Annotated in this window: 18 protein-coding genes and 1 pseudogene; 3 read left to right on the forward strand and 16 right to left on the reverse strand. The window is 68.8% G+C overall.

Translation table 11 applies throughout. The features are described from left to right. Positions 1 to 236: 236 nt before the first annotated feature. The 12 genes from ABWV20_RS17910 to ABWV20_RS17965 all read right to left on the reverse strand — a co-directional run bounded on the left by ABWV20_RS17910 (position 237) and on the right by ABWV20_RS17965 (position 12,103). Positions 237 to 1,403 (reverse strand): iron-containing alcohol dehydrogenase, encoded by a 1,167-nt coding sequence (locus tag ABWV20_RS17910; protein ID WP_353357603.1) that lies wholly within the window; start codon positions 1,401 to 1,403, stop codon positions 237 to 239. Then, positions 1,400 to 2,206 carry an ABC transporter permease subunit gene (locus ABWV20_RS17915; protein WP_353357605.1) on the reverse strand — a complete coding sequence of 269 codons (807 nt, stop codon included), beginning with the start codon at positions 2,204 to 2,206 and terminating at the stop codon, positions 1,400 to 1,402. Before ABWV20_RS17915 ends, ABWV20_RS17910 begins: the two co-directional genes overlap by 4 nt. Further along, positions 2,203 to 3,216 carry an ABC transporter ATP-binding protein gene (locus ABWV20_RS17920; protein ID WP_353357607.1) on the reverse strand — a complete coding sequence of 338 codons (1,014 nt, stop codon included), beginning with the start codon at positions 3,214 to 3,216 and terminating at the stop codon, positions 2,203 to 2,205. Before ABWV20_RS17920 ends, ABWV20_RS17915 begins: the two co-directional genes overlap by 4 nt. Before the next feature lie 8 nt (positions 3,217 to 3,224). After that, the gene (locus tag ABWV20_RS17925) at positions 3,225 to 4,028 is read right to left on the reverse strand and encodes a hypothetical protein (RefSeq protein WP_353357609.1); all 804 of its coding nucleotides are present in this window, start codon (positions 4,026 to 4,028) and stop codon (positions 3,225 to 3,227) included. A gap of 90 nt (positions 4,029 to 4,118) precedes the next feature. Next, positions 4,119 to 5,003: an ABC transporter ATP-binding protein gene (locus ABWV20_RS17930; RefSeq protein ID WP_353357611.1), complete on the reverse strand. Its 885-nt coding sequence runs from the start codon at positions 5,001 to 5,003 to the stop codon at positions 4,119 to 4,121. Beyond that, positions 4,993 to 5,190: a PLDc N-terminal domain-containing protein gene (locus ABWV20_RS17935; protein ID WP_353357613.1), complete on the reverse strand. Its 198-nt coding sequence runs from the start codon at positions 5,188 to 5,190 to the stop codon at positions 4,993 to 4,995. Before ABWV20_RS17935 ends, ABWV20_RS17930 begins: the two co-directional genes overlap by 11 nt. Beyond that, positions 5,183 to 6,145, reverse strand: coding sequence for an LLM class flavin-dependent oxidoreductase (locus ABWV20_RS17940; protein WP_353357615.1), 963 nt, complete (start codon positions 6,143 to 6,145; stop codon positions 5,183 to 5,185). Before ABWV20_RS17940 ends, ABWV20_RS17935 begins: the two co-directional genes overlap by 8 nt. Further along, complete coding sequence (locus ABWV20_RS17945) at positions 6,145 to 7,131, reverse strand: T3SS effector HopA1 family protein (protein WP_353357617.1); 987 nt, start codon at positions 7,129 to 7,131, stop codon at positions 6,145 to 6,147. Before ABWV20_RS17945 ends, ABWV20_RS17940 begins: the two co-directional genes overlap by 1 nt. Beyond that, positions 7,118 to 8,158, reverse strand: a complete 1,041-nt coding sequence (locus ABWV20_RS17950; RefSeq protein WP_353357619.1) for a phosphotransferase — start codon at positions 8,156 to 8,158, stop codon at positions 7,118 to 7,120. Before ABWV20_RS17950 ends, ABWV20_RS17945 begins: the two co-directional genes overlap by 14 nt. Then, a complete protein-coding gene (locus tag ABWV20_RS17955) occupies positions 8,148 to 9,266 on the reverse strand; it encodes a serine hydrolase (protein WP_353357621.1) in 1,119 nt (372 codons plus the stop codon). Before ABWV20_RS17955 ends, ABWV20_RS17950 begins: the two co-directional genes overlap by 11 nt. Before the next feature lie 85 nt (positions 9,267 to 9,351). Further along, positions 9,352 to 9,528 carry a hypothetical protein gene (locus ABWV20_RS17960; RefSeq protein WP_353357623.1) on the reverse strand — a complete coding sequence of 59 codons (177 nt, stop codon included), beginning with the start codon at positions 9,526 to 9,528 and terminating at the stop codon, positions 9,352 to 9,354. Positions 9,529 to 9,754: 226 nt separating this feature from the next. Further along, entirely contained in the window at positions 9,755 to 12,103 is a 2,349-nt protein-coding gene (locus ABWV20_RS17965) for a bifunctional FO biosynthesis protein CofGH (RefSeq protein WP_353357625.1), read from the reverse strand. Between the two features lie 307 nt (positions 12,104 to 12,410). On the opposite strand from ABWV20_RS17965, the gene ABWV20_RS17970 reads away from it, so the two are divergent. Then, positions 12,411 to 13,457, forward strand: coding sequence for a DUF2804 domain-containing protein (locus ABWV20_RS17970; protein ID WP_353357627.1), 1,047 nt, complete (start codon positions 12,411 to 12,413; stop codon positions 13,455 to 13,457). A gap of 18 nt (positions 13,458 to 13,475) precedes the next feature. Beyond that, a pseudogene (locus ABWV20_RS17975) lies at positions 13,476 to 13,586 on the forward strand (VOC family protein); the annotation flags it as partial. A 59-nt stretch (positions 13,587 to 13,645) separates the two neighbouring features. On the opposite strand, the gene ABWV20_RS17980 reads toward ABWV20_RS17975, so the two are convergent. The 4 genes from ABWV20_RS17980 to ABWV20_RS17995 all read right to left on the reverse strand — a co-directional run bounded on the left by ABWV20_RS17980 (position 13,646) and on the right by ABWV20_RS17995 (position 16,158). Beyond that, the gene (locus ABWV20_RS17980) at positions 13,646 to 14,230 is read right to left on the reverse strand and encodes a dihydrofolate reductase family protein (protein ID WP_353357629.1); all 585 of its coding nucleotides are present in this window, start codon (positions 14,228 to 14,230) and stop codon (positions 13,646 to 13,648) included. Between the two features lie 166 nt (positions 14,231 to 14,396). Beyond that, a complete protein-coding gene (locus tag ABWV20_RS17985) occupies positions 14,397 to 14,906 on the reverse strand; it encodes a dihydrofolate reductase family protein (protein ID WP_353357631.1) in 510 nt (169 codons plus the stop codon). Between the two features lie 75 nt (positions 14,907 to 14,981). Then, positions 14,982 to 15,710, reverse strand: coding sequence for a class I SAM-dependent methyltransferase (locus ABWV20_RS17990; RefSeq protein WP_353357633.1), 729 nt, complete (start codon positions 15,708 to 15,710; stop codon positions 14,982 to 14,984). A gap of 85 nt (positions 15,711 to 15,795) precedes the next feature. After that, positions 15,796 to 16,158 (reverse strand): YciI family protein, encoded by a 363-nt coding sequence (locus ABWV20_RS17995; protein ID WP_353357635.1) that lies wholly within the window; start codon positions 16,156 to 16,158, stop codon positions 15,796 to 15,798. A gap of 370 nt (positions 16,159 to 16,528) precedes the next feature. Here ABWV20_RS17995 and ABWV20_RS18000 point away from each other — a divergent pair, with 370 nt between their 5' ends. Beyond that, positions 16,529 to 17,176 (forward strand): ribonuclease H family protein, encoded by a 648-nt coding sequence (locus ABWV20_RS18000; RefSeq protein ID WP_353357637.1) that lies wholly within the window; start codon positions 16,529 to 16,531, stop codon positions 17,174 to 17,176. Positions 17,177 to 17,220 lie beyond the last annotated feature (44 nt).

Below are 17,220 nucleotides of genomic sequence, written 5' to 3' on the forward strand. Positions count from 1 at the left end.
TCCTCACCTGGCTACGCACATAAGGGAGACACGCCCTAGTCGGGGAGAATCGAACCGTGCTCAATCTCGTTGTTGCAGTGACAATTCAGCTCTGGTCGTCGGTTGCCGTCGGGGTACCGGGCGAACTGGCGCCGCCTGATGCGGTGTGCGGCATCTGCTGGTGACATCGACTGCAGGGAGGGCCCCCGTGACCATGGTCGCGGGGGCCCTGGCGGTGCAGGCGACGGAGCCGGGAGCTACGTGTGGCTTTCCGGCGTGAGGATCCGCTCCGAGACCCGGGCCAAAGATGCGGCCGAGACCGTACTCATGTGCGGCAGGCCGACGGCCCACCGGGCGTGGACCCGCTGTGCCAGCTCACCCGGCGCCACGGGCTGCCGGAACGTGGGAACAACCCCCCAATCACGGGCGAGGAGGGCCAGGCTGAGGTGCGCCCCCCTGCGCGCGTCAGTCGTCGCCCGGCCCAGGACCGCCCCGGCGGAATCTGCCCGCGCGGTGTCACCCCATTGGCTATCTCCCTGCGCCACCGCTGCCCAGACAGCAGGCAGCGTCACTGCGAGCGCCTGAGACTTGCTGGCCCCCGACAGCCAGCTGAGCTCGTGGCTGACATACCAAGCCTTGTAGGCGAACGGACTGCGGCCACGGTGCATGGAACTGGTGTGGCTCAGCCCGCTGAGCCGACTGAGTTCCAGGCGAAGGGTGTCGTCCTCAACCGTGGCCGGGTCGTCGACCACCCGCTCACCCAGCCTGACCAACCGAGTCGCGACGGCGAGGGCGAGCTCATCGGCCTCCGCCCGATCGGCAGCCGAGCCCACGTACGGCGCCAGCGTCCTGCACAGCGCCTCGAACGTCCCGGCGACGACGGCGCCGGCACCGAGCCCACGGGTGCCACGGGGATCACGTGCGACGATGGCTGGCTTTATCGCGGGGCAGGAGACGAGTACGCGTCCGTCGTGTGCTTCGACCACGGTATTGGCGCTGCGCTCGCTGCCGGTGCCAATGGTGGTCGGTACCGCGACAATCGGCATGCGCATGGCATCCCGGGGTGTAACGACAAGCGCTCCGGGGCGATGTCCCGGCTCGGCCGACGTTGCGGCCTCCTGCAATGACCCGGCAATCACCGCGGCCTTCGCCCGATCCATGACGGAACCGCCGCCGAGCGCGATGACCGCGTCGGCGTCCTCGAGGCGTCTGCCCAACTCCAACGCCCCCGTCAGCGTCCCTGGGCCGCTGACCGGGTGGACCTGCACTGAGACGCCTGACCTTGCCAGGGGCAGGCGTAGTGCGTCAGCTGTCGCGCTGTGCTCCAGCTCCGTGTCGACCACCAAAACGGCCCGGGACACACCATGATCCGCAAGGAGGGGACCAGCCTCAGCCACGCTCTCGAGCGTCCGGCTGGGGATCATCCGAGAGTCACGAGCTGTTGCTCGCGGGACATGGCACGGGCACCGAGGCGGATCAACACGTAGGCGGCGGCCCACAGCAGAGCACCGGCGGCGAGCGCCACCCACCACACCAGGACCACGACGCCGGTCCCCTGACCGATCGTCAGCATGATCAGGGGAAGCACGCAGATGCCCGAGACCTGATAGGCACCCTGAACACTCTTCGCGCGTGCAGAGACGATCACGATGAGGCCGAGTGCAGACACGGTGAAGGCCGGCCCGAACCACAACACGGTAAGGAGCCACGCTGCCGTCGGCAGGACCAGGCCCCCAAAGGACGGCCACATCATGATGTCCACCACGACGGCGTACGTCAGATGGCAGAGCAGGCCGAGAGTCACCGCGGGCACCAGGGCGCCGAGGATCTTGCCGACGAGGATCTCCTGTTCGGTCACCGGGGAGAGCATCAAGCCCTCGATGGTGCTGCGCTCACGCTCGCCGGCGATGGCGTCGGTTGCCAGGACCGAGGCCGCCATCAAGGGAATGACAACCGTGAGCGGCGGAACGACATACGTCGCGAGCAGCACCGCCAGCCGTTGTCCTGGAGTTCCCTGAAGACCCTGGACAGCGCCCTCGGGGAGGGCCTGCAGGAAGTTGCTGAAGGCGTCGGGCACTGCAGTGGAGCGGCTGGCGGCAAAGGTGACGGCCGAGAGCACCACGAGGAGGATGACTGGGACGGCGATCATGGGTCCGAGGACCGCACCGTTGCGCGCGACGACCTGCAGGTCCCGTCTCGCGATGGCCTTGACTGCGCGCCAGTTCATGACGGAGCTCCTTGTTCCTGGGGAGACGAGGCGGTTGCGGCCGCCCCCGTGGCCCCGTGGAGAGACAGGTAGAGGTCTTCCAGGGTGGCCCGGGGTGGACGGACTGCCTGGATACGGACACCGGCCGTGACCAGGTCGACGACCATGCCGGGGACGTCGACCTGGGCCTGCACGGTCACGTGGAGGCGGGTGGCGTCGTACCGGCGCACGGTCAACCCGGTCAGGGCCACGCGGGCGCGCTCCAGGTCGTCTGGATGCACTTCGAGTTCGATCGCTCCGGTGATTGCGACGCTGCTCGCGAGCTGCGCGGGCGGACCTTGAGCGAGGCAGCTCCCTTGGTTGAGGATGATCACCCGGTCGCAGATCTCAGCGGCCTCGACGAGGTCATGGGTGCAGACGACCACGGTCACCTCACGGTCGCGGCTCTGCTGCCGGATGAGTTCGCGCACATCACGGGCGGCGACCGGGTCGAGTGCGGAGGTCGGCTCGTCGAGCAGGAGAACCCGTGGTTCTGGTAGGAGGACCCGGGCCAGGCCCAGGCGCTGCTTCATCCCTTGGCTGAACGTGGCAACGCGCTCGTCCGCCCGCTCGCTCAATCCGAACTCGTCCAGCATGTCCTGAGCGCGGTGCCCCAGCTCAGGACGGAGGTCGAAGAGCGCAGCGGCGAACTCGAGGTTCTCCCGTGCCGTGAGCCGGAAGTCGAGCAGGCCGCCGGACGGAAGAACGCCGAGCCGGCTCCGCACGAAGCTGCCACTCTCGACCGGGTCGTGGCCCAGGACCTCGATGCGTCCCGACGTCGGGCGGAGCAGGCCGGCCATCAGCCGGACCAAGGTGGTCTTGCCGGCGCCGTTGTGGCCGAGGAGACCAAGCACCTCCCCGGGCTGCGCCGTGAGGCTGACGTCGTCGAGGGCGAGCCGGCCCTCTCCGAACGACTTGGACACCCCAAAAATCTCGATCGCGGGAGCAGCGGGCTCGCGCGTGCGGCCTCGCTGCAGGGATGCGGGCGACATGGTCTCCATCATGGCCTTCCTGATAGGCGGGCCGATCCAGCGCGGGACGCCCGCTCGTACGGCATCGGGTGGGTTGGTATGGCGGCTGCCACTGCTTGGGGAGTCCTGCGATCGCCCCCAGCATCCGCGGGACGCGCTGAGCCGTGGCGGGCGGTCACGGTACGCGGGATCGCAGCCACCGTCACCACCACGACGACGAGCACGACGAGGGCGGCAGCGGGTCGGGCATAGTCGGCAAGGTCTCCCCCTGCGTCGAGCAGACTGTGAGGAGCCAGCATCCTGGTCGGCGCCCAGTCGCGGACGGCCGCGACGCTGCCCAGTAGCTCCGAGATCAGCACCGACCCCGAGATGGCCAGGGCACTGATGAACGGGCTGCCGGTGGCAAAGGCCAGGGCCCCGGCGACCGCAGCCCACAGGATCATGCCCGCGGACTGCACCCCCAGGGCGAGCAGCGCCTGCCGGACCTGGGTATCTCCGACGAGGGCCGTCGTCTCGTAGAGAGCCACACCCGCCCCGCAGACGGCGCCCAGCGACACGACCAGGACCGAGCTCAGGAGGCGCGGCAGCAACAGCTGGCCCCTGCGCGAGACCCGTGTGAGGTAGTGGATCCGGTGAGCTGGGGTCGGACCCAGGTGGACCATGGAGCCCACGACGAAGCACACCACGAGCAGGACCAGTTGAGAAGCGTTCTTGAAATAGGCGCCGAGGAGACTCTCCCAGGTCGGATCCGCGGCAACGACGGCGATGCCTTGATCGCTGTCGAGGCTGGCCAGGATGTCAGCGAGGTTGGCGGCCAGCAGGGGGGCCGTCACGCCGGAGAACACAAACAGCGCCAGAACCACGAGGAATCGCTGTGACCGAAACCAGCGGCGCAGGTGGAAGACCAATGTCATCACGTCCTTTCAGGCGGCGATGCGCTTGATGAACTCGGTGAGCAGGGAGTCCCTGCGCGCCAGCTCGACCAAGGACCCGGGTTCTCGCCCGATGCGCTCGAGGAGCAGGGGTAGGGCTGCGGCTCCGACAACTACCTGGCGCGGGCCTGAGCCCTGTTGCCAGCTCAAGCCGGCACGATCCAGCTCCTCAGTGAGGGCCGCGATCCCATGCGCCAGCTCCAGCGTGAGGGTGTCGGAGGGAGCCGTGCCGCCGAAACCGGCGCGTTCGCCGGCGTACACGAGGTTTCCGCGGTTGAGAACCAGGAGGTGGGTCGCGACGCGGTCGACGTCCTCGAGGACGTGGCTGGAGAAGACCACCATCATCCGTGTGCCCAGCTGCGCAATGAGGCTCAAGACCGCCTCGCGTCCGAGGGGGTCGAGGGCGCTGGTCGGCTCGTCGAGGATCAGCACGGCCGGGTCGCGGCTCAGTGCGGCGGCAATGCCGAGGCGCTGCAACATTCCTCGCGAGAATCCGCCCACCCTGCGGTGTCCAGCCTCCGCCAGCCCGACCTCGTCGAGGAGCGTTTCTGGTTCGAGGCGGCGACGCCTGGCGGGAGCACCTAGGCGAGCGGACTCCTGGAGTACTTCCGCGGCTGTCAGGTATGGGTCGAAGTTGGGCGTGTCCGGGCAGTAGGCCACGGCTTCCGGATCACCCTGGACAACGACTTCGCCGCTGTTGACCTCACGTAGGCCGACGGCGGCGTGAATCAACGTCGTCTTGCCGGCTCCGTTGGTACCGATGAGACCGCAGACCCCTTGGCCTGCAATGGTGCAACTGACGCCGGCGAGCGCCCGCAGTCCTGCGAAGTCGACAGTCACGTCGCGCAGCTCGACGATGACGGGCTCACGCTGCATGACGGGGGGACCGACCGAACACCAGGTAGGCGATGCCACCCAGGGGAATGGTGATGAGACAGAGGACCGCCCAAGCCCGCTTGGGCAGATGTCGAGTCGGACCGGAGCCTGCCAGGTCGATGTAGCAGTAGCCGACGAATGCCAGGGCGAGCACCAGCACCGGGACGAAGGGAGCCTGGTCAGTCATGCGATGTTCCTTTCCTGAGGGACGCTGCGATCTCTTCGAGGTCATCGACAGCAGCGGTGTCACCGTGAGTGAGCGCCACGGCCGTGGCGTTGATGACGACTTCGTCGACTCCGCTGGCCGCGAACCCGTCGAGACGTTCGGCGATCTCAACGGCCGACCCGATGGCGATGACCCCGTGTTGAACCAGCATTCGCGCCCCGGAGACGGGATCGCTGACGTCGATGTCGAGGCCCGCTGACCGGAGCATGGACACGTAATGGGGCCGGCTGAGGTGACCTGAGCAGCCGACCTGAGCCAGCAGCCGCGCATTGCGGCCGGGGCGGTCGACGGCACAGTGCACGTGGGCGACCAGCCGTGGCCGGGTCCCGTCGGGGCGCGTGAGAGCGGGGATCAGGGTCTCGCGAAGGTAGTGCTCCGGCGTCAGCCACGTGATGACGAAGTCCGCCACCGACGCAGACTTCCTCGCCATCCCCGGACGCAGCACACCGGTGCCGATGTCCACCCGTGGGTGGTCCAGCGGCGGTAGCACGGCGTTCATCTGCAGCCGGTCTGCGGTACTAGTGGCAACATGCCCGTCGACCAGCGCGCGGACGAGGCGGCAGTACTCTGCCGTGTAGGCCGCCGGCCGGGACAGCGCGGACCCGGAGACCGAGGACACGAACTCAGGATCGGCCGCGCCGTAGGCAACGGCCACCGGCTGACGGATGACGGCCGCCAGCGAGCGGGCCTGCATGGCCGCGTCGTACGGGGACCGCAGCGCCGCGAGGGCAGTGCCGATGCCGACAGGTACGCCGACGCCGTCTGCGCCCGAGGCAGCCAGGGCCAGGTGCGACTCGATGGCGAAGGATTGCCCCATCCAGAGCCGGCTGAGTCGGTGGTGGCGGACGACGCCAGCGAACACATCAATGGCACGGGGGTCCGCCGGCTGCTGGGGGAAGAGGACGGAATAGTCCATCAGCCCGCCCCCATGCGAGCCTTGTTTCGGTCGCGGTTGCGTGCGACGTCGTCCGGGTCGACGTTCGCTTCCAGGCACAGCCGACGCAGATGCTCGGCGAGGGTGTCGCCTGGTGATTCGAGCGAGCTGGCCACGGCTTCGGCCATCAGCGAGCAGCGGTGCTCCCCGAAGCTGCGTCCCGGCTGACCCCTCAGGTCGAACGGCTCGTCGGCGGTGCGTAGTGCCGGTGACAGCGCGGCACACAGCGGGGATCCTTCGGTGGCGCCTTCAATGGTCTCCCCGAACACGCCCAGGAGTGTCTCGAGGACTGCGCGGTCCTCGGCCTGGGCGTAGAACACCAGCGCGTCGTTGCGGGGGAAGGCGGCGCGCCGAGACAGGATCTTGGTCCGGAACGACGAGCGCGTCGTCTGCAACGCCGCCACCGCGGTCGCCCACTGGTCCAGCGCCTCGTGCGGGTCGCGACAGCCGACGTAGTACCTCACCAAGGGGCCCAGTGCCGGGTCGAACGATCCACGGTCGTTCACCATCATGAAGAATCCGGGAGACAGGCGCGGCCTGAGGCTGGGCAGGCGCACATAGGACCGGTCCGGACCTTCGGTCACGATGGTTGAGGAGGCATCAAGTCTCACCCGGTGCACCTCGACCTGCTCGATGTCGCCGGCAGCGTCGCGAGTCACCACGGCGGGTACCAGGACCCCCACGTCGTCGACACGCTGGCGCACCTCGTCCTCGAAGTCGACGTCGGGCAGACTCGACGCTTGCGCGAACACCGCCTCGTTGCCGGCGTGGAGAATGCCGTACAACCATCTGGTCAGCCCTGATACGTCCAGGTGACCGCCGGGCAGCTGGATGTGATGGCCACCCACGCCTATGACGCGTGAGGGCACGTCGATGGCAAAGAGGCGGGCGATCGCTTCGGCCGAGCGCGAGCGTGGGTCCTGCGCCTCTTCGACGGAGGGCGCGAGCTGTGGTTCAAGCAGGGACATCTTCAGCCTCCTGATGCACGAGCGCGGTCGCCGAGTCCGGATCGATCAGGGCCTGCCGCCCGATGCCCGCGACCGCCTTGTCGATGGTGGTGAGCCGGTGGGAGAACACTGCGCGGGCGAGGACCCGCTCGAGCAGGGCCCAACCGATCGCGCGCCCAAGGCGGACAGGGTCGACAGGGTGGGGTGACGCAGCGGCGTATCCCTCAAGGAATGCGCCCGTGGCCACGCTCACCTCAGCGAGGGCCTCCCCCGCCCGAGCGAGGACATTGGCGTGGACCTCACCCACCCCGCCCGTGGCAGCTGCTGCCCGGACGAAGGCGCCGTGCAGCGCGTCGAAGACCAGGGCCCCCACCATGCCCGCGAGGTCCCTCGTGGTCGGGCCGAGCGTCCACTCCTCCCAGTCGATGATGTGAACGCGCGAGCCGTCGATGAGGAACTGGTCGGGTCGCAGATCGCCATGGATGGGCGCTATCGCGGGGTCTTGACCCTGGTCCTCCATCCAGGCCTGAAGGGCACTCCGGAGCTCATGGTCGTGGTGGAAGAGGGCCCAGCACTCCAACTCACCACCGCTCGCTTCGGCGTACTGCTGCCCGCTGATGGCGTGGAACATGGCCAGGGGGTCCGGAGGCTCTGAGAGGGCGGGCCGGGCGGTGAACAGATCGAGGATGAGGCTCTGTCCCGTGAGCGAGTGCACGTCACCCAGGCGGCGGCCACAGTCTCGCAGGACGTCGGAGACCGCGCTCCACGACGTGCGGCCCTCGATCTGCGACTGCAACGTCTCGGCCGAGTCCAGGTAGGGAAACCACACGCGCCTCTCAACCGGGTCGGTCCGCAGCAGGCGGGGGGAGAAGTCGTCGCCCCGGATGGCCTGCACCTTCTCCCAGTCCACGGTGTTGCTGAAGCGTCGGTCGCGGTCGACATCGGGCCCGTCGAATCGCTTCGCCAAGGCCAAGCCGTCCTCTTCAGCGACGACGTAGATCGTGTTGCGGCCGGCGTGACGCTTCCCGGCGAGCAGATCAGTGGACATCGAGGTGCCTCTCAGTGCGGGCTTGGTGGGTTCCGGCTGCTGGCGGCGTGTGGCGCCGGGAGGTCGTCAGCTCCGTGACGAGCCGCTCTGCGCAGCTGAAGACGTGGATCTCCTCGAGTAGGCCCAGCTCTCGCTCTGCGTTCACGGCGATGGCCACGGCGATGCCGGAGAGCGGGGGCCCCGAGCGCCAGACCGCTGCCAGCACACCCGGGGCCGAGCCACCCTTGTAGAGGATCGGTTCTCTGGCATCGCCCTCGGGCGACGGGGGCCAGGGCAGCCAGGGTCGCGTCGCCAAGTGGTGCATCGCCGTGGTGACCGCGCGCAGCGGGACGAAGTAGTCGTGGCCGTCGGTGTGCACAGGAGCGCGAGGGCCGGTGGCGGGTGGCCCTCCCCAGATATCACGTGTCCGCTTGAACCGGCAGGCATCCTCGGGCGGGACGCCAAAGGCAACTGCTGTGTGCACCAGCCGGTCGAGTCCGACCAGGTCGATGAGGATGTCGGTCGCCGTGTTGTCCGATCGCAGCACCATGAGTTGGGCGAGCTCGCCCACGGTGAGTCGCGATCCGACGTGGTCCGCGCCGAGCCCGGCGCTGGACGACGAGATGTCTTGGTGAGTGACGACTCGGGTGTCGTCAAGGTGCAGCCGACCCTCCTCCACGTCCTGCAGAACCGTGGCCAGGACGAAGATCTTGGCCAATGAGGCCACGGCCTTGACTCGGCCGTCGTCGTCGATCCGGGGGCCGTCAACCACCACCGAGGCGCCCGGGTCGATTCGCCTCAGCTCGCGTCGCAGGTCGTCCGGCGTCGTCACCTCCTGCGGCCGGGCCTCGATGCGCAGTCCATCCAGGGCGCCCTGCTGGGCCGTCGTGATGAAGAGGTCGGCCTGAACCCCCATCGACGTGCTGACGGGGATGACAGTGAGATCGCCGGTGCGTTGTTGTGCTCGGCCTGGGACCGGGGAACTGCGCCGGACACCCTCGAAGACTTGGGCCAGCGCCCCCAGCTGGTTGCGCGGATGCTCTGGGCTCGCCAGCTCGGCGGCGGCCGCCGGCGGCACGGGTTCGCTGCCCTGCAGCAGCTCTAGCAGCCGGTGCACGGTCTCGTTCATGGCGGCCTTTCGTGGAAGGATGGGAGGTCCCGGCGTCGGGTCGGGTGTCAGTTGTCGTGACACCCGACCCGACGCCGTCAGCCGGTCAGGTCCAGGACCAGGACCACGAAACGGACAGCGAGTAGCTGACGCTGACGCTGAGGCTGATCGACGTGCCGACGCTGGCGAGATCCGTGTCGGCGAGGGACTCTCGCTGGATGTCCATGGGCGAGGCATACGCGGTGTAGCCATCGAGCAGTTGCTGAGTGAGGCTGGTATTCATCGAACTTCCTTTCGTCCATTGGTGATTCGTGCCGTCGGAGAGACCGCAGCCATCCCCGACAAGGGCGAACCTAGGCCACTGGAACGCTGCGATCGATGGCCCAGGCGTGGCACGAAGTTCGGGTTGCAGGAGCCTGCCGCCCGCCCGGGATCAGGTCCGGCGCCGGTGCAGAAGTGGCGGTCGCGTCGCTCACCGGCTCATCGTGGTTGCGCCCCGTGGTCGGCTGTCACTCGCCGCTCGGCCTGCCGTAAAGGGTGGTTCGTGGACGCACGGGACGCCCCGCGATCTCACCGATCTCGCGAAAGTCGGCGTCGTCCAGGACCTGCCCGTGAGCGGCGCCGGCGGCACGGCTGATGTTCTCGTCCATCAGCGTGCCGCCGACGTCGTTCACGCCGGCCGCGAGGAGTTGGGCAACCCCGTTGACCCCCAGCTTGACCCAGGACGCCTGCACGTTGTCGACGAGCCCGTGGTACGCGATGCGGCCGACGGCATGCATGAGAGCCGTCTCGCGCCACGTCGGTCCGCGACGCGCCCGCCCCTTGAGGTAGATGGGTGCGGCCATGTGGACGAACGGAAGCGGCACGAACTCTGTGAATCCCCCCGTGTCCCGCTGGAGATCCCGGGTCCGCACCAGGTGTCGCGCCCAGTGCAGCGGTTGCTCGACCGAGCCGAACATGATGGTGATGTTGCTGCGCAGCCCGACCCGATGAGCCGCGCGATGGACGTCGAGCCACTCGTCCGTGGTGATCTTGTCGGGACACAGGACCCCGCGGATCTCGTCGTCGAGTATCTCGGCGGCGGTTCCGGGGAGGGAGGCCAGGCCGGCTGCCTTGAGTCGGCGCAGGTAGTCCTCGACGGGTTCTCCGAGGCGCCGTGCTCCTTCATGCACCTCGAGGGCGGTGAAGGCGTGGATGTGCAGATCGGGCGCCGCCTGCTTCACTGCGCCGACCACGTCGAGATAGAACTCGCCATCGAAGGTCGGATGGATGCCGCCTTGGAGGCACACCTCTGTCGCGCCCCGCTGGGACGCCTCCACCGCGCGCTCGGCGACGTCGTCGAGCGTGAGCAGGTAGGGCCGTCCACGCAGGTTGAGCGAGAGCGGACCCTTGGAGAAGCCGCAGAAGCTGCACCGAAACGTACAGACGTTGGTGTAGTTGATGTTGCCGTTGACGACGAATGTCACGTCATCCCCCACCGCCTCGGCCCGCAGGTCGTCCGCGAGCTGCGCGACAGCCGCGACCTCTGCGCCGCGGGCTCCGAACAGGACTGCCAGTTCGGCCTCGCCGGGCACCTGGGCCAGCCGCACGCCTTGCAGGACCTCGCCGACCGCGCCGCCCGCGAACGCCGTGCCGGGGATGAGGCGCATCGGGTCAACGTCGGCGCCGGAGTACCACCCCGTTGAGCGTCGCTCAGCTTGGATGACCTCGTCGCCCGGGCCGACGTTGGCTGCGGTCCTGCGGTCTTCCGGCCAGATGGACCCCGGGTCGTCTCTGCCGAGGCCCTCTGCGTCGGAACGGTCGAGGACCGCGAAATGCAGTGACTCGTCGATCCAGTGGTCGCGGCGAAGGACGAACTCCGGGTAGGCGGTCAGGCGGGGTGCGAGAGAAAGACCGGCCTCCTCGGTCACCGCCTTGAGGGCCTCGATCGCCGGCCAAGGCCGCTCGGGGTTCACGTGGTCGATCGTGATCGGGGAGACCCCACCCCAGTCGTCCAGGCCGGCGTCGAGCAACGTGCGCAGGCCGTCCTGATCGGCGAGGTTGGGTGGCGCCTGGACGTGCACATCGGCGGGTAACACCAGGCGTGCCAGCGCCACCGCCCGGAGGTGTGCCTCGGGTGGGCACGGCGGCACACCCCTCATGGCTGTGTCGGGCTTTGGCAGGAAGTTCTGGATGATCACCTCCTGGATGTGGCCGTGTCGCCGATGGGAGGCGGCTATGGCGGTCAGGGCGTCGACGCGATCGGCCTCCCTTTCCCCGATGCCCACGAGGATGCCCGTCGTGAAGGGGATGCGCAGCCTTCCGGCCGACTCGAGCGTGGCGAGGCGTCTGGCCGGGATCTTGTCCGGCGCCCCACGATGCGCGGGGAGATCGTCCCGCAGCGACTCCACCATCATTCCCTGGGAGGGCGCGCTCTGCCTCAGGAGCGCGAGATCGTCCGGACTGATCGCGCCTGCATTCACGTGGGGCAACAGCCCCGTCTCCTCCAGCACCAGCCGGCACATCGCGGCAACGTAGTCCACGGTGGAGACGTAGCCGCGGGCTGCGAGCCAGCGTTGCGCCTGCGGGTAGCGAAGCTCAGGAAGCTCGCCGAGTGTGAACAGCGCCTCGTGACAGCCTGCGGCAGCCCCTGCGCTTGCGATGCCGAGGACCTTCTCGGGCGTCAGGTACGGCTCGTCCAGATGGCGTGGTGCCGTTGCGAACGTGCAGTAACCGCAGCTGTCACGGCACAGGCGCGTCAGAGGGATGAACACCTTGGGGGAGAACGTGATGCGCGTTCCCGTCCTGGCTGCTCGTGCCGTGCGGGCGAGGGAGGCCAACTCATGGGTTGGCAGGGCCGTCAGTTCATGGCTCTTCACGGGCGTTACCTCCTGGTGTGTTCACCGGTGAACGGCGCCTGAAATATTCCACGTCACCTGCGACGGGATCCCATTGGGGCACAATGCGAGCCACCACGTGAGGGCCGGTACGCGCCGGAGCCGGCTCAGCGGCATACGCCGAATCCCGTATGCCGCTGGGCTCGCTGGACAGTCGCGCTCACTCACGGCATGGGCACAGTGGTGGCACGCGCGGCGCCCTCATCGGCGAGCCCAGCATGTCCGCGGAGGTAGGACCGTTCGGTGCCCCCGGCGCGGACCGCGGAGGCGGGCGACATAGAGTTCGTCCGTGGCTGAAGCCCCCCTCCCGCAAGCCATCACGCACCGTCCGCTCCCCGAGCGCGAGATCACCGCACCGGTGCTCCTGACGCTCCCGGACGGGCACCTCAACGACGACGCCGTGGGGTGGACCCGCACGCCTCTCGTCGTCACCGACGGGATCGGCCGCGGACCCCGCGCCTGGGGACGCACGCGCCGGTGGGAGCAGTGGACGGTCGTGACGGCGACGCACGTCGTCGGCCTGTCCGTCTCCGACGTGGACTACGCTTCCCTGCAAGGGATCTGGCTCCTGGACCGCCGGTCCGGCGACGAGATCACGCACGACTCCGTGGGTGTCCTCGGCGGCTCCGTCGCCATCCCCGGCACCCTCGGCCGCGGCTCGGTGCGGGCCCGGACCCTCCCGGTGCGGATCGACATCGACGAGGTCGAGGGCGGCACCCGCCTGCGCGCTGTCGGCGACCGGATCCGGGTCGACATCCTCGCCCATCGCCCCGAGCGCCACGAGTGTCTGGGCGTCGTCGTGCCGTGGAGCCGGAGGCGCTTCCTGTACACGGTCAAGGACGTCGCCCGGCCTGCCGAGGGCACGGTCTACGTCGACGGGCGGCCCGAGCCGTTGCCGGCCGGCGTGTCCTGGGCGACCCATGACCACGGCCGGGGGCGCTGGCCGCGCGCCCTGGCCTGGACGTCGGGGACGGGGTCGGGTGTCACCGACGGGCACGCCGTCGGCTTCCACGTCGGCGGACGGTGGAGCGACGGCACCGGGTCGGCGCCCAACGCCCTGGTCGTCGACGGTCGAGTCAGCAAGCTGAGCGAAGAGCTGACCTGGGACTATGCCCTGGACGACGAGCTCACTCCCTGGCGGGTGCGCGGCGACGCCGTCGAGCTGACCTTCACGCCCCAACACACCCGGTCGTCCTCCCGCGACGCCAAGGTCGGTGCGTCCACGGCGAGGCAGCTCCTCGGCACGTGGTCCGGGCGCGTGCGCGACGAGAATGGCGCGTGGATCACGGTCACCGACGTCTTCGGGTCGGCCGAGGAGGTCAGGGCGCGCTGGTGACGCCGTAGCGTTGACGGTATGCCCGTGAAGCTCGAGAACGTCGGGATCGCCGTGCGCGACCTCGACGCGACGATCGCCTTCTTCACCGACCTCGGACTGACCGTTCTCGGCCGTGACACGGTCAGTGGAGGTCTGTCTTCGCGGACTGACGACGGCGGAGGACGGCCCGGGGCCTACCGTCCGCGACCCTACGCGGTGACGTTCGGGTTGGTGGTTGCCGGCGGTGCGGAGAGCACCCTGGGGATGTATTCCAGCAGCTGGATGCGACCGTCGAAGGTGCGGCTCTCGACGAGGTCGAGGGCCACGTCCGGGTACCCGTCGTAGATCCGGTCTGTCCCAGTGCTGCCAGTGATGACGGGAAAGACACCCACCCGGAAACGATCAACGAGCCCAGCCATGAGCAGCGCGCGGCAGAGAGTCAGGCTGCCCAGCGTGGTCAACGGCCGGGTGCCCGAGGACTTCATCTCACGAACAACCTCGATCGGGTCGCGCGACACGAGCTGCGTGTTCGCCCAGTCAAGCGGCTCGCTCAAGGTGCTCGAGAAGACCACCTTCGACCGTGCTGCCAAGGCCTCGGTCCCGGGCTCACCCCCACGGGCCAGCTCGTCCATGAGGCGGTAGGTGGTGGCACCCATGAGGATGATGGGATCGTCCGGCTGCTGCTGCAGCCAGCCGAGGTACTCGGGGCCCTCCACCCCCCACCAGCCCGGCCATCCCTCGGCGGCCCCGTAGCCGTCGAGTGAGGTGATGAAGTCGACGAGTAGCTCTGGCACGGCGTCCCTCCTGCCATCGTGAGCGACGATCTTGCGCTCGACCGACTTCCAGCGTGCCAATGGACTCGTCGTGGCGCCAGTGGTGCAGCGGCTGCCGAGAAGATCTCCTGCCGGCCGTCGTCGCGGGAGGTGGCTCCGGCTCATACAGCGGCAGCTCGACGGAAGGTCAGCGGGGAACGTACGACAACCTGATCACGTCTTCGGCGAGCTGCTCGCTCGAAAGCAGGCGAAGCGGCGGGCGAGGTCCGGCGAAGAACGGCTTGCCATGCCCCACCACCACCGGGTGCAGGTAGATGCGGAACTCGTCCACCAGTCCGAGCCGGCTGAGGCTGTCGGCGAGGGTCGGCCCGGCGACTCCGATCTCTCCCTCGCGCGTCTCCTTGAGGTCTGAGATCACCCGTTCGACCTCGTCCCCGACGAGCGTGGCGTTGGGGCCGACCGACACGAGCGAGCGCGACACGACCCACTTCGGGAGGTTGCGCCATGCGGCCGCGTACGCCTGCTCCTCCGCATCCCAGTCGGGACGCTCGTCGTCCCAGTAACGCATGACCTCGTACATCTCACGGCCGTAGACGCAGCCCGTCTGCGCCTCGGTCTGCTCGATGAAATGGCAGAACAGCGCGGGGCCCGGCGCGAACGCCGTGTGGTCGACGTAGCCGTCCAAGGACTGGTTCATTCCGAACACCAACCTGGCCATACCGATGTCCCTTCTCGCGGCTGCCCTCGATCATCCCTGCCTGGCCGGCCGAAGCTACGAGGGGGCCTCGAGGGCGAAGAAGATGAACCCGATGAAATGGGTGGGGTCGGGTTCGCCCTGGGGCAGCAGCTCGGGCGGCGTATCGGGCGACACCGGCGGCTCGCAGATCGCCGAGATCCGAAAGCCCGCGGCGGTGAACGACTCCGACATCGCGCTCAGCGAGCGGTACCAGATCGTCAGGGTCGCGCAGACGCCGTCGAAGTCGTACTCCTCTTCGTTCGGCACGGTCGCGAAGTAGTTCACCTCGGGGTACATCACCGGCGGGATGACCGGGTGGTTGACCACCACGACGAGCCGACCGCCGGGCCGCAGCACCCGGCGCAGCTCGGCCAGCGGGCGCGACCAGTCCTCCAGGTAGTGCAGCACGAGCACGGCCAACGCATCGTCGAAGGAGCCGGCGTCGTAGGGAATCGGCTGGCTCAGGTCGGCCACCTTCAGGTCGGCCGCGTCTCCGAGCCGCTCCCGCGCGAGCCGGACCATCGCCGGGCTCGCGTCGAACCCAGCCACGCTCGCCCCTCTCTCCCTCAGGTCGGCCAGGAGCGGCCCGGAACCGCAGCCAGCGTCCAGGACCCTGCGGCCGGCGACGTCACCGAGCAGGTCCAGCACCGCCGGCCGGGCGTACCACCGGGTGAACAGGCCGTTCTCGGTCGCTCGCGAGTACGCATCAGCGAAGGCGTCGTAGTGGTCCGGCTGCTGCAAGGCCGTCTGCGGTTCGGACGTCATGCCACGGCAGTGTGCCAGGTCCGACGGACGGTCGGCGTGGCCCACGGCGTTGCCGCCAGCACGACGGGGGTGTCGTGAGGTGCGCTCAGTCGGCGGGCGCCTCCGGGCCCGTGGAGATCTGGCGCAGGGTCGAGATGACGGTGGCCTCCGGCCAGTACTTCGCGTGCAGTTCCGCGAACTCCTGCTGATCGGCGACCGCCTCCTCGAGGCTGTCGTACTGCATGATGGCCCAGCCGCCGACGACCTCCTTGGCCTCGGCGTACGGTCCGTCGACCCGGGTGACCTTGCCCTGGCGGGCCACGAAGTTCACGGCGTCCTCAGTGCCGTACAGACCGCCGCCGTCGAGGAAGACACCCATGGCGGCCCGTTCCCCGATGTGGGTGTCCATCGCGTCGAACAGCGCCTGCGGGGGCGTGCCGATGCCCTCTTCCATTCGCACGAATCCCATGAATCGCGGCATGTTGATTGCTCCTACTCGTTGCTTTGGCGTTGCTGTCGTTCGTACGTCGAACGGCTGCCCGGCTCTGTGACATCCGCCGACGAAGGCTTCCTCGACCCTGGAGACAGTGTCCGCGTCACCGCACCATGCCGGGCGGAGCGCCCTGCAACACGCCGCCGCGCGCAACCCGCACACGAGGGGATCGGCTCACTTCCGGCCATGGGTCACCTGCGTCTCGGCGAGGTCACCCGTGACGGGTCCAGCGGAAGAGGAGGGTCGTTGGTGCCTGGGTCAACGCTACTCTCGGAGCCGCAGATCGGGTGGCAGGCTGTGCACGCCATCCAGCCCACCCCGAGTCGACTGATCCAGGAGGAGAGCGATGCTGGCCAGGTATCCGGGGCGATGCGCGAGCTGCGATGCGCCGATTCGACCCGGGGACAAGATCGTCGGCGCCGGCGGCGACGGGTCCGCGTGGGTGCACGCGGACTGCGGCCACGAGCTGGCTCTCCCCGGTTTGACGGCGAACCGGGCGCCGGTCCGCATCACCCACGGCAGGACCACGACCACGCGTCTGAGCGCGAAGGCGCCGATGGCTGCTCCCGACGGTGCAACCTTCGTCTACACCGACGGAGCCTGTTCCGGAAATCCCGGGCCCGGAGGATGGGCATGGGCGATCGATCGTGAGCGCTACGCGTCCGGCTCAGAGCGGCCCAGCACCAACCAGCGGATGGAGATCCGTGCAGCACTCGAGGCCGTCACCGCGCTCGCCGGACCCTTGGTCGTGGTCAGCGACTCGACCTATGTCGTGAACTGCTTCCGCGACACGTGGTGGGCCGGCTGGCTGGAGCGCGGCTGGACCACGTCACAGAAGAAGCCGGTTGCCAACCGCGACCTGTGGGAGCCCCTCGTCGAGGCCGTCAGCGAGCGCGGGGATGTGGCGTTCCACTGGGTGAAGGGGCATTCCGGCCACGAGATGAACGAGCTGGTCGACCAGCTCGCCGTGGCTGCGAGCCACGCCATCGAGTAGCAGCTCCTCGTGTTGGCCGGCGCGCACGGTCCCGCCGCCCGGGA

This window comes from Intrasporangium sp. DVR (assembly GCF_040365325.1).
Classification (GTDB): Bacteria; Actinomycetota; Actinomycetes; order Actinomycetales; family Dermatophilaceae; genus Intrasporangium.

Excerpts from the sequence above, each read along its gene's own strand:
- ABWV20_RS17910 (WP_353357603.1), bottom strand. The coding sequence starts at position 1,403 with ATGATCCCCAGCCGGACGCTCGAGAGCGTGGCTGAGGCTGGTCCCCTC.
- ABWV20_RS17995 (WP_353357635.1), bottom strand. The coding sequence starts at position 16,158 with ATGGGATTCGTGCGAATGGAAGAGGGCATCGGCACGCCCCCGCAGGCG.
- ABWV20_RS17935 (WP_353357613.1), bottom strand. The coding sequence starts at position 5,190 with ATGACTGACCAGGCTCCCTTCGTCCCGGTGCTGGTGCTCGCCCTGGCA.
- ABWV20_RS17945 (WP_353357617.1), bottom strand. The coding sequence starts at position 7,131 with ATGTCCCTGCTTGAACCACAGCTCGCGCCCTCCGTCGAAGAGGCGCAG.
- ABWV20_RS17920 (WP_353357607.1), bottom strand. The coding sequence starts at position 3,216 with ATGTCGCCCGCATCCCTGCAGCGAGGCCGCACGCGCGAGCCCGCTGCT.
- ABWV20_RS17930 (WP_353357611.1), bottom strand. The coding sequence starts at position 5,003 with ATGCAGCGTGAGCCCGTCATCGTCGAGCTGCGCGACGTGACTGTCGAC.
- ABWV20_RS17990 (WP_353357633.1), bottom strand. The coding sequence starts at position 15,710 with ATGACGTCCGAACCGCAGACGGCCTTGCAGCAGCCGGACCACTACGAC.
- ABWV20_RS17955 (WP_353357621.1), bottom strand. The coding sequence starts at position 9,266 with ATGAACGAGACCGTGCACCGGCTGCTAGAGCTGCTGCAGGGCAGCGAA.
- ABWV20_RS17915 (WP_353357605.1), bottom strand. The coding sequence starts at position 2,206 with ATGAACTGGCGCGCAGTCAAGGCCATCGCGAGACGGGACCTGCAGGTC.
- ABWV20_RS17940 (WP_353357615.1), bottom strand. The coding sequence starts at position 6,145 with ATGGACTATTCCGTCCTCTTCCCCCAGCAGCCGGCGGACCCCCGTGCC.
- ABWV20_RS17960 (WP_353357623.1), bottom strand. The coding sequence starts at position 9,528 with ATGAATACCAGCCTCACTCAGCAACTGCTCGATGGCTACACCGCGTAT.
- ABWV20_RS18000 (WP_353357637.1), top strand. The coding sequence starts at position 16,529 with ATGCTGGCCAGGTATCCGGGGCGATGCGCGAGCTGCGATGCGCCGATT.
- ABWV20_RS17985 (WP_353357631.1), bottom strand. The coding sequence starts at position 14,906 with ATGAACCAGTCCTTGGACGGCTACGTCGACCACACGGCGTTCGCGCCG.
- ABWV20_RS17950 (WP_353357619.1), bottom strand. The coding sequence starts at position 8,158 with ATGTCCACTGATCTGCTCGCCGGGAAGCGTCACGCCGGCCGCAACACG.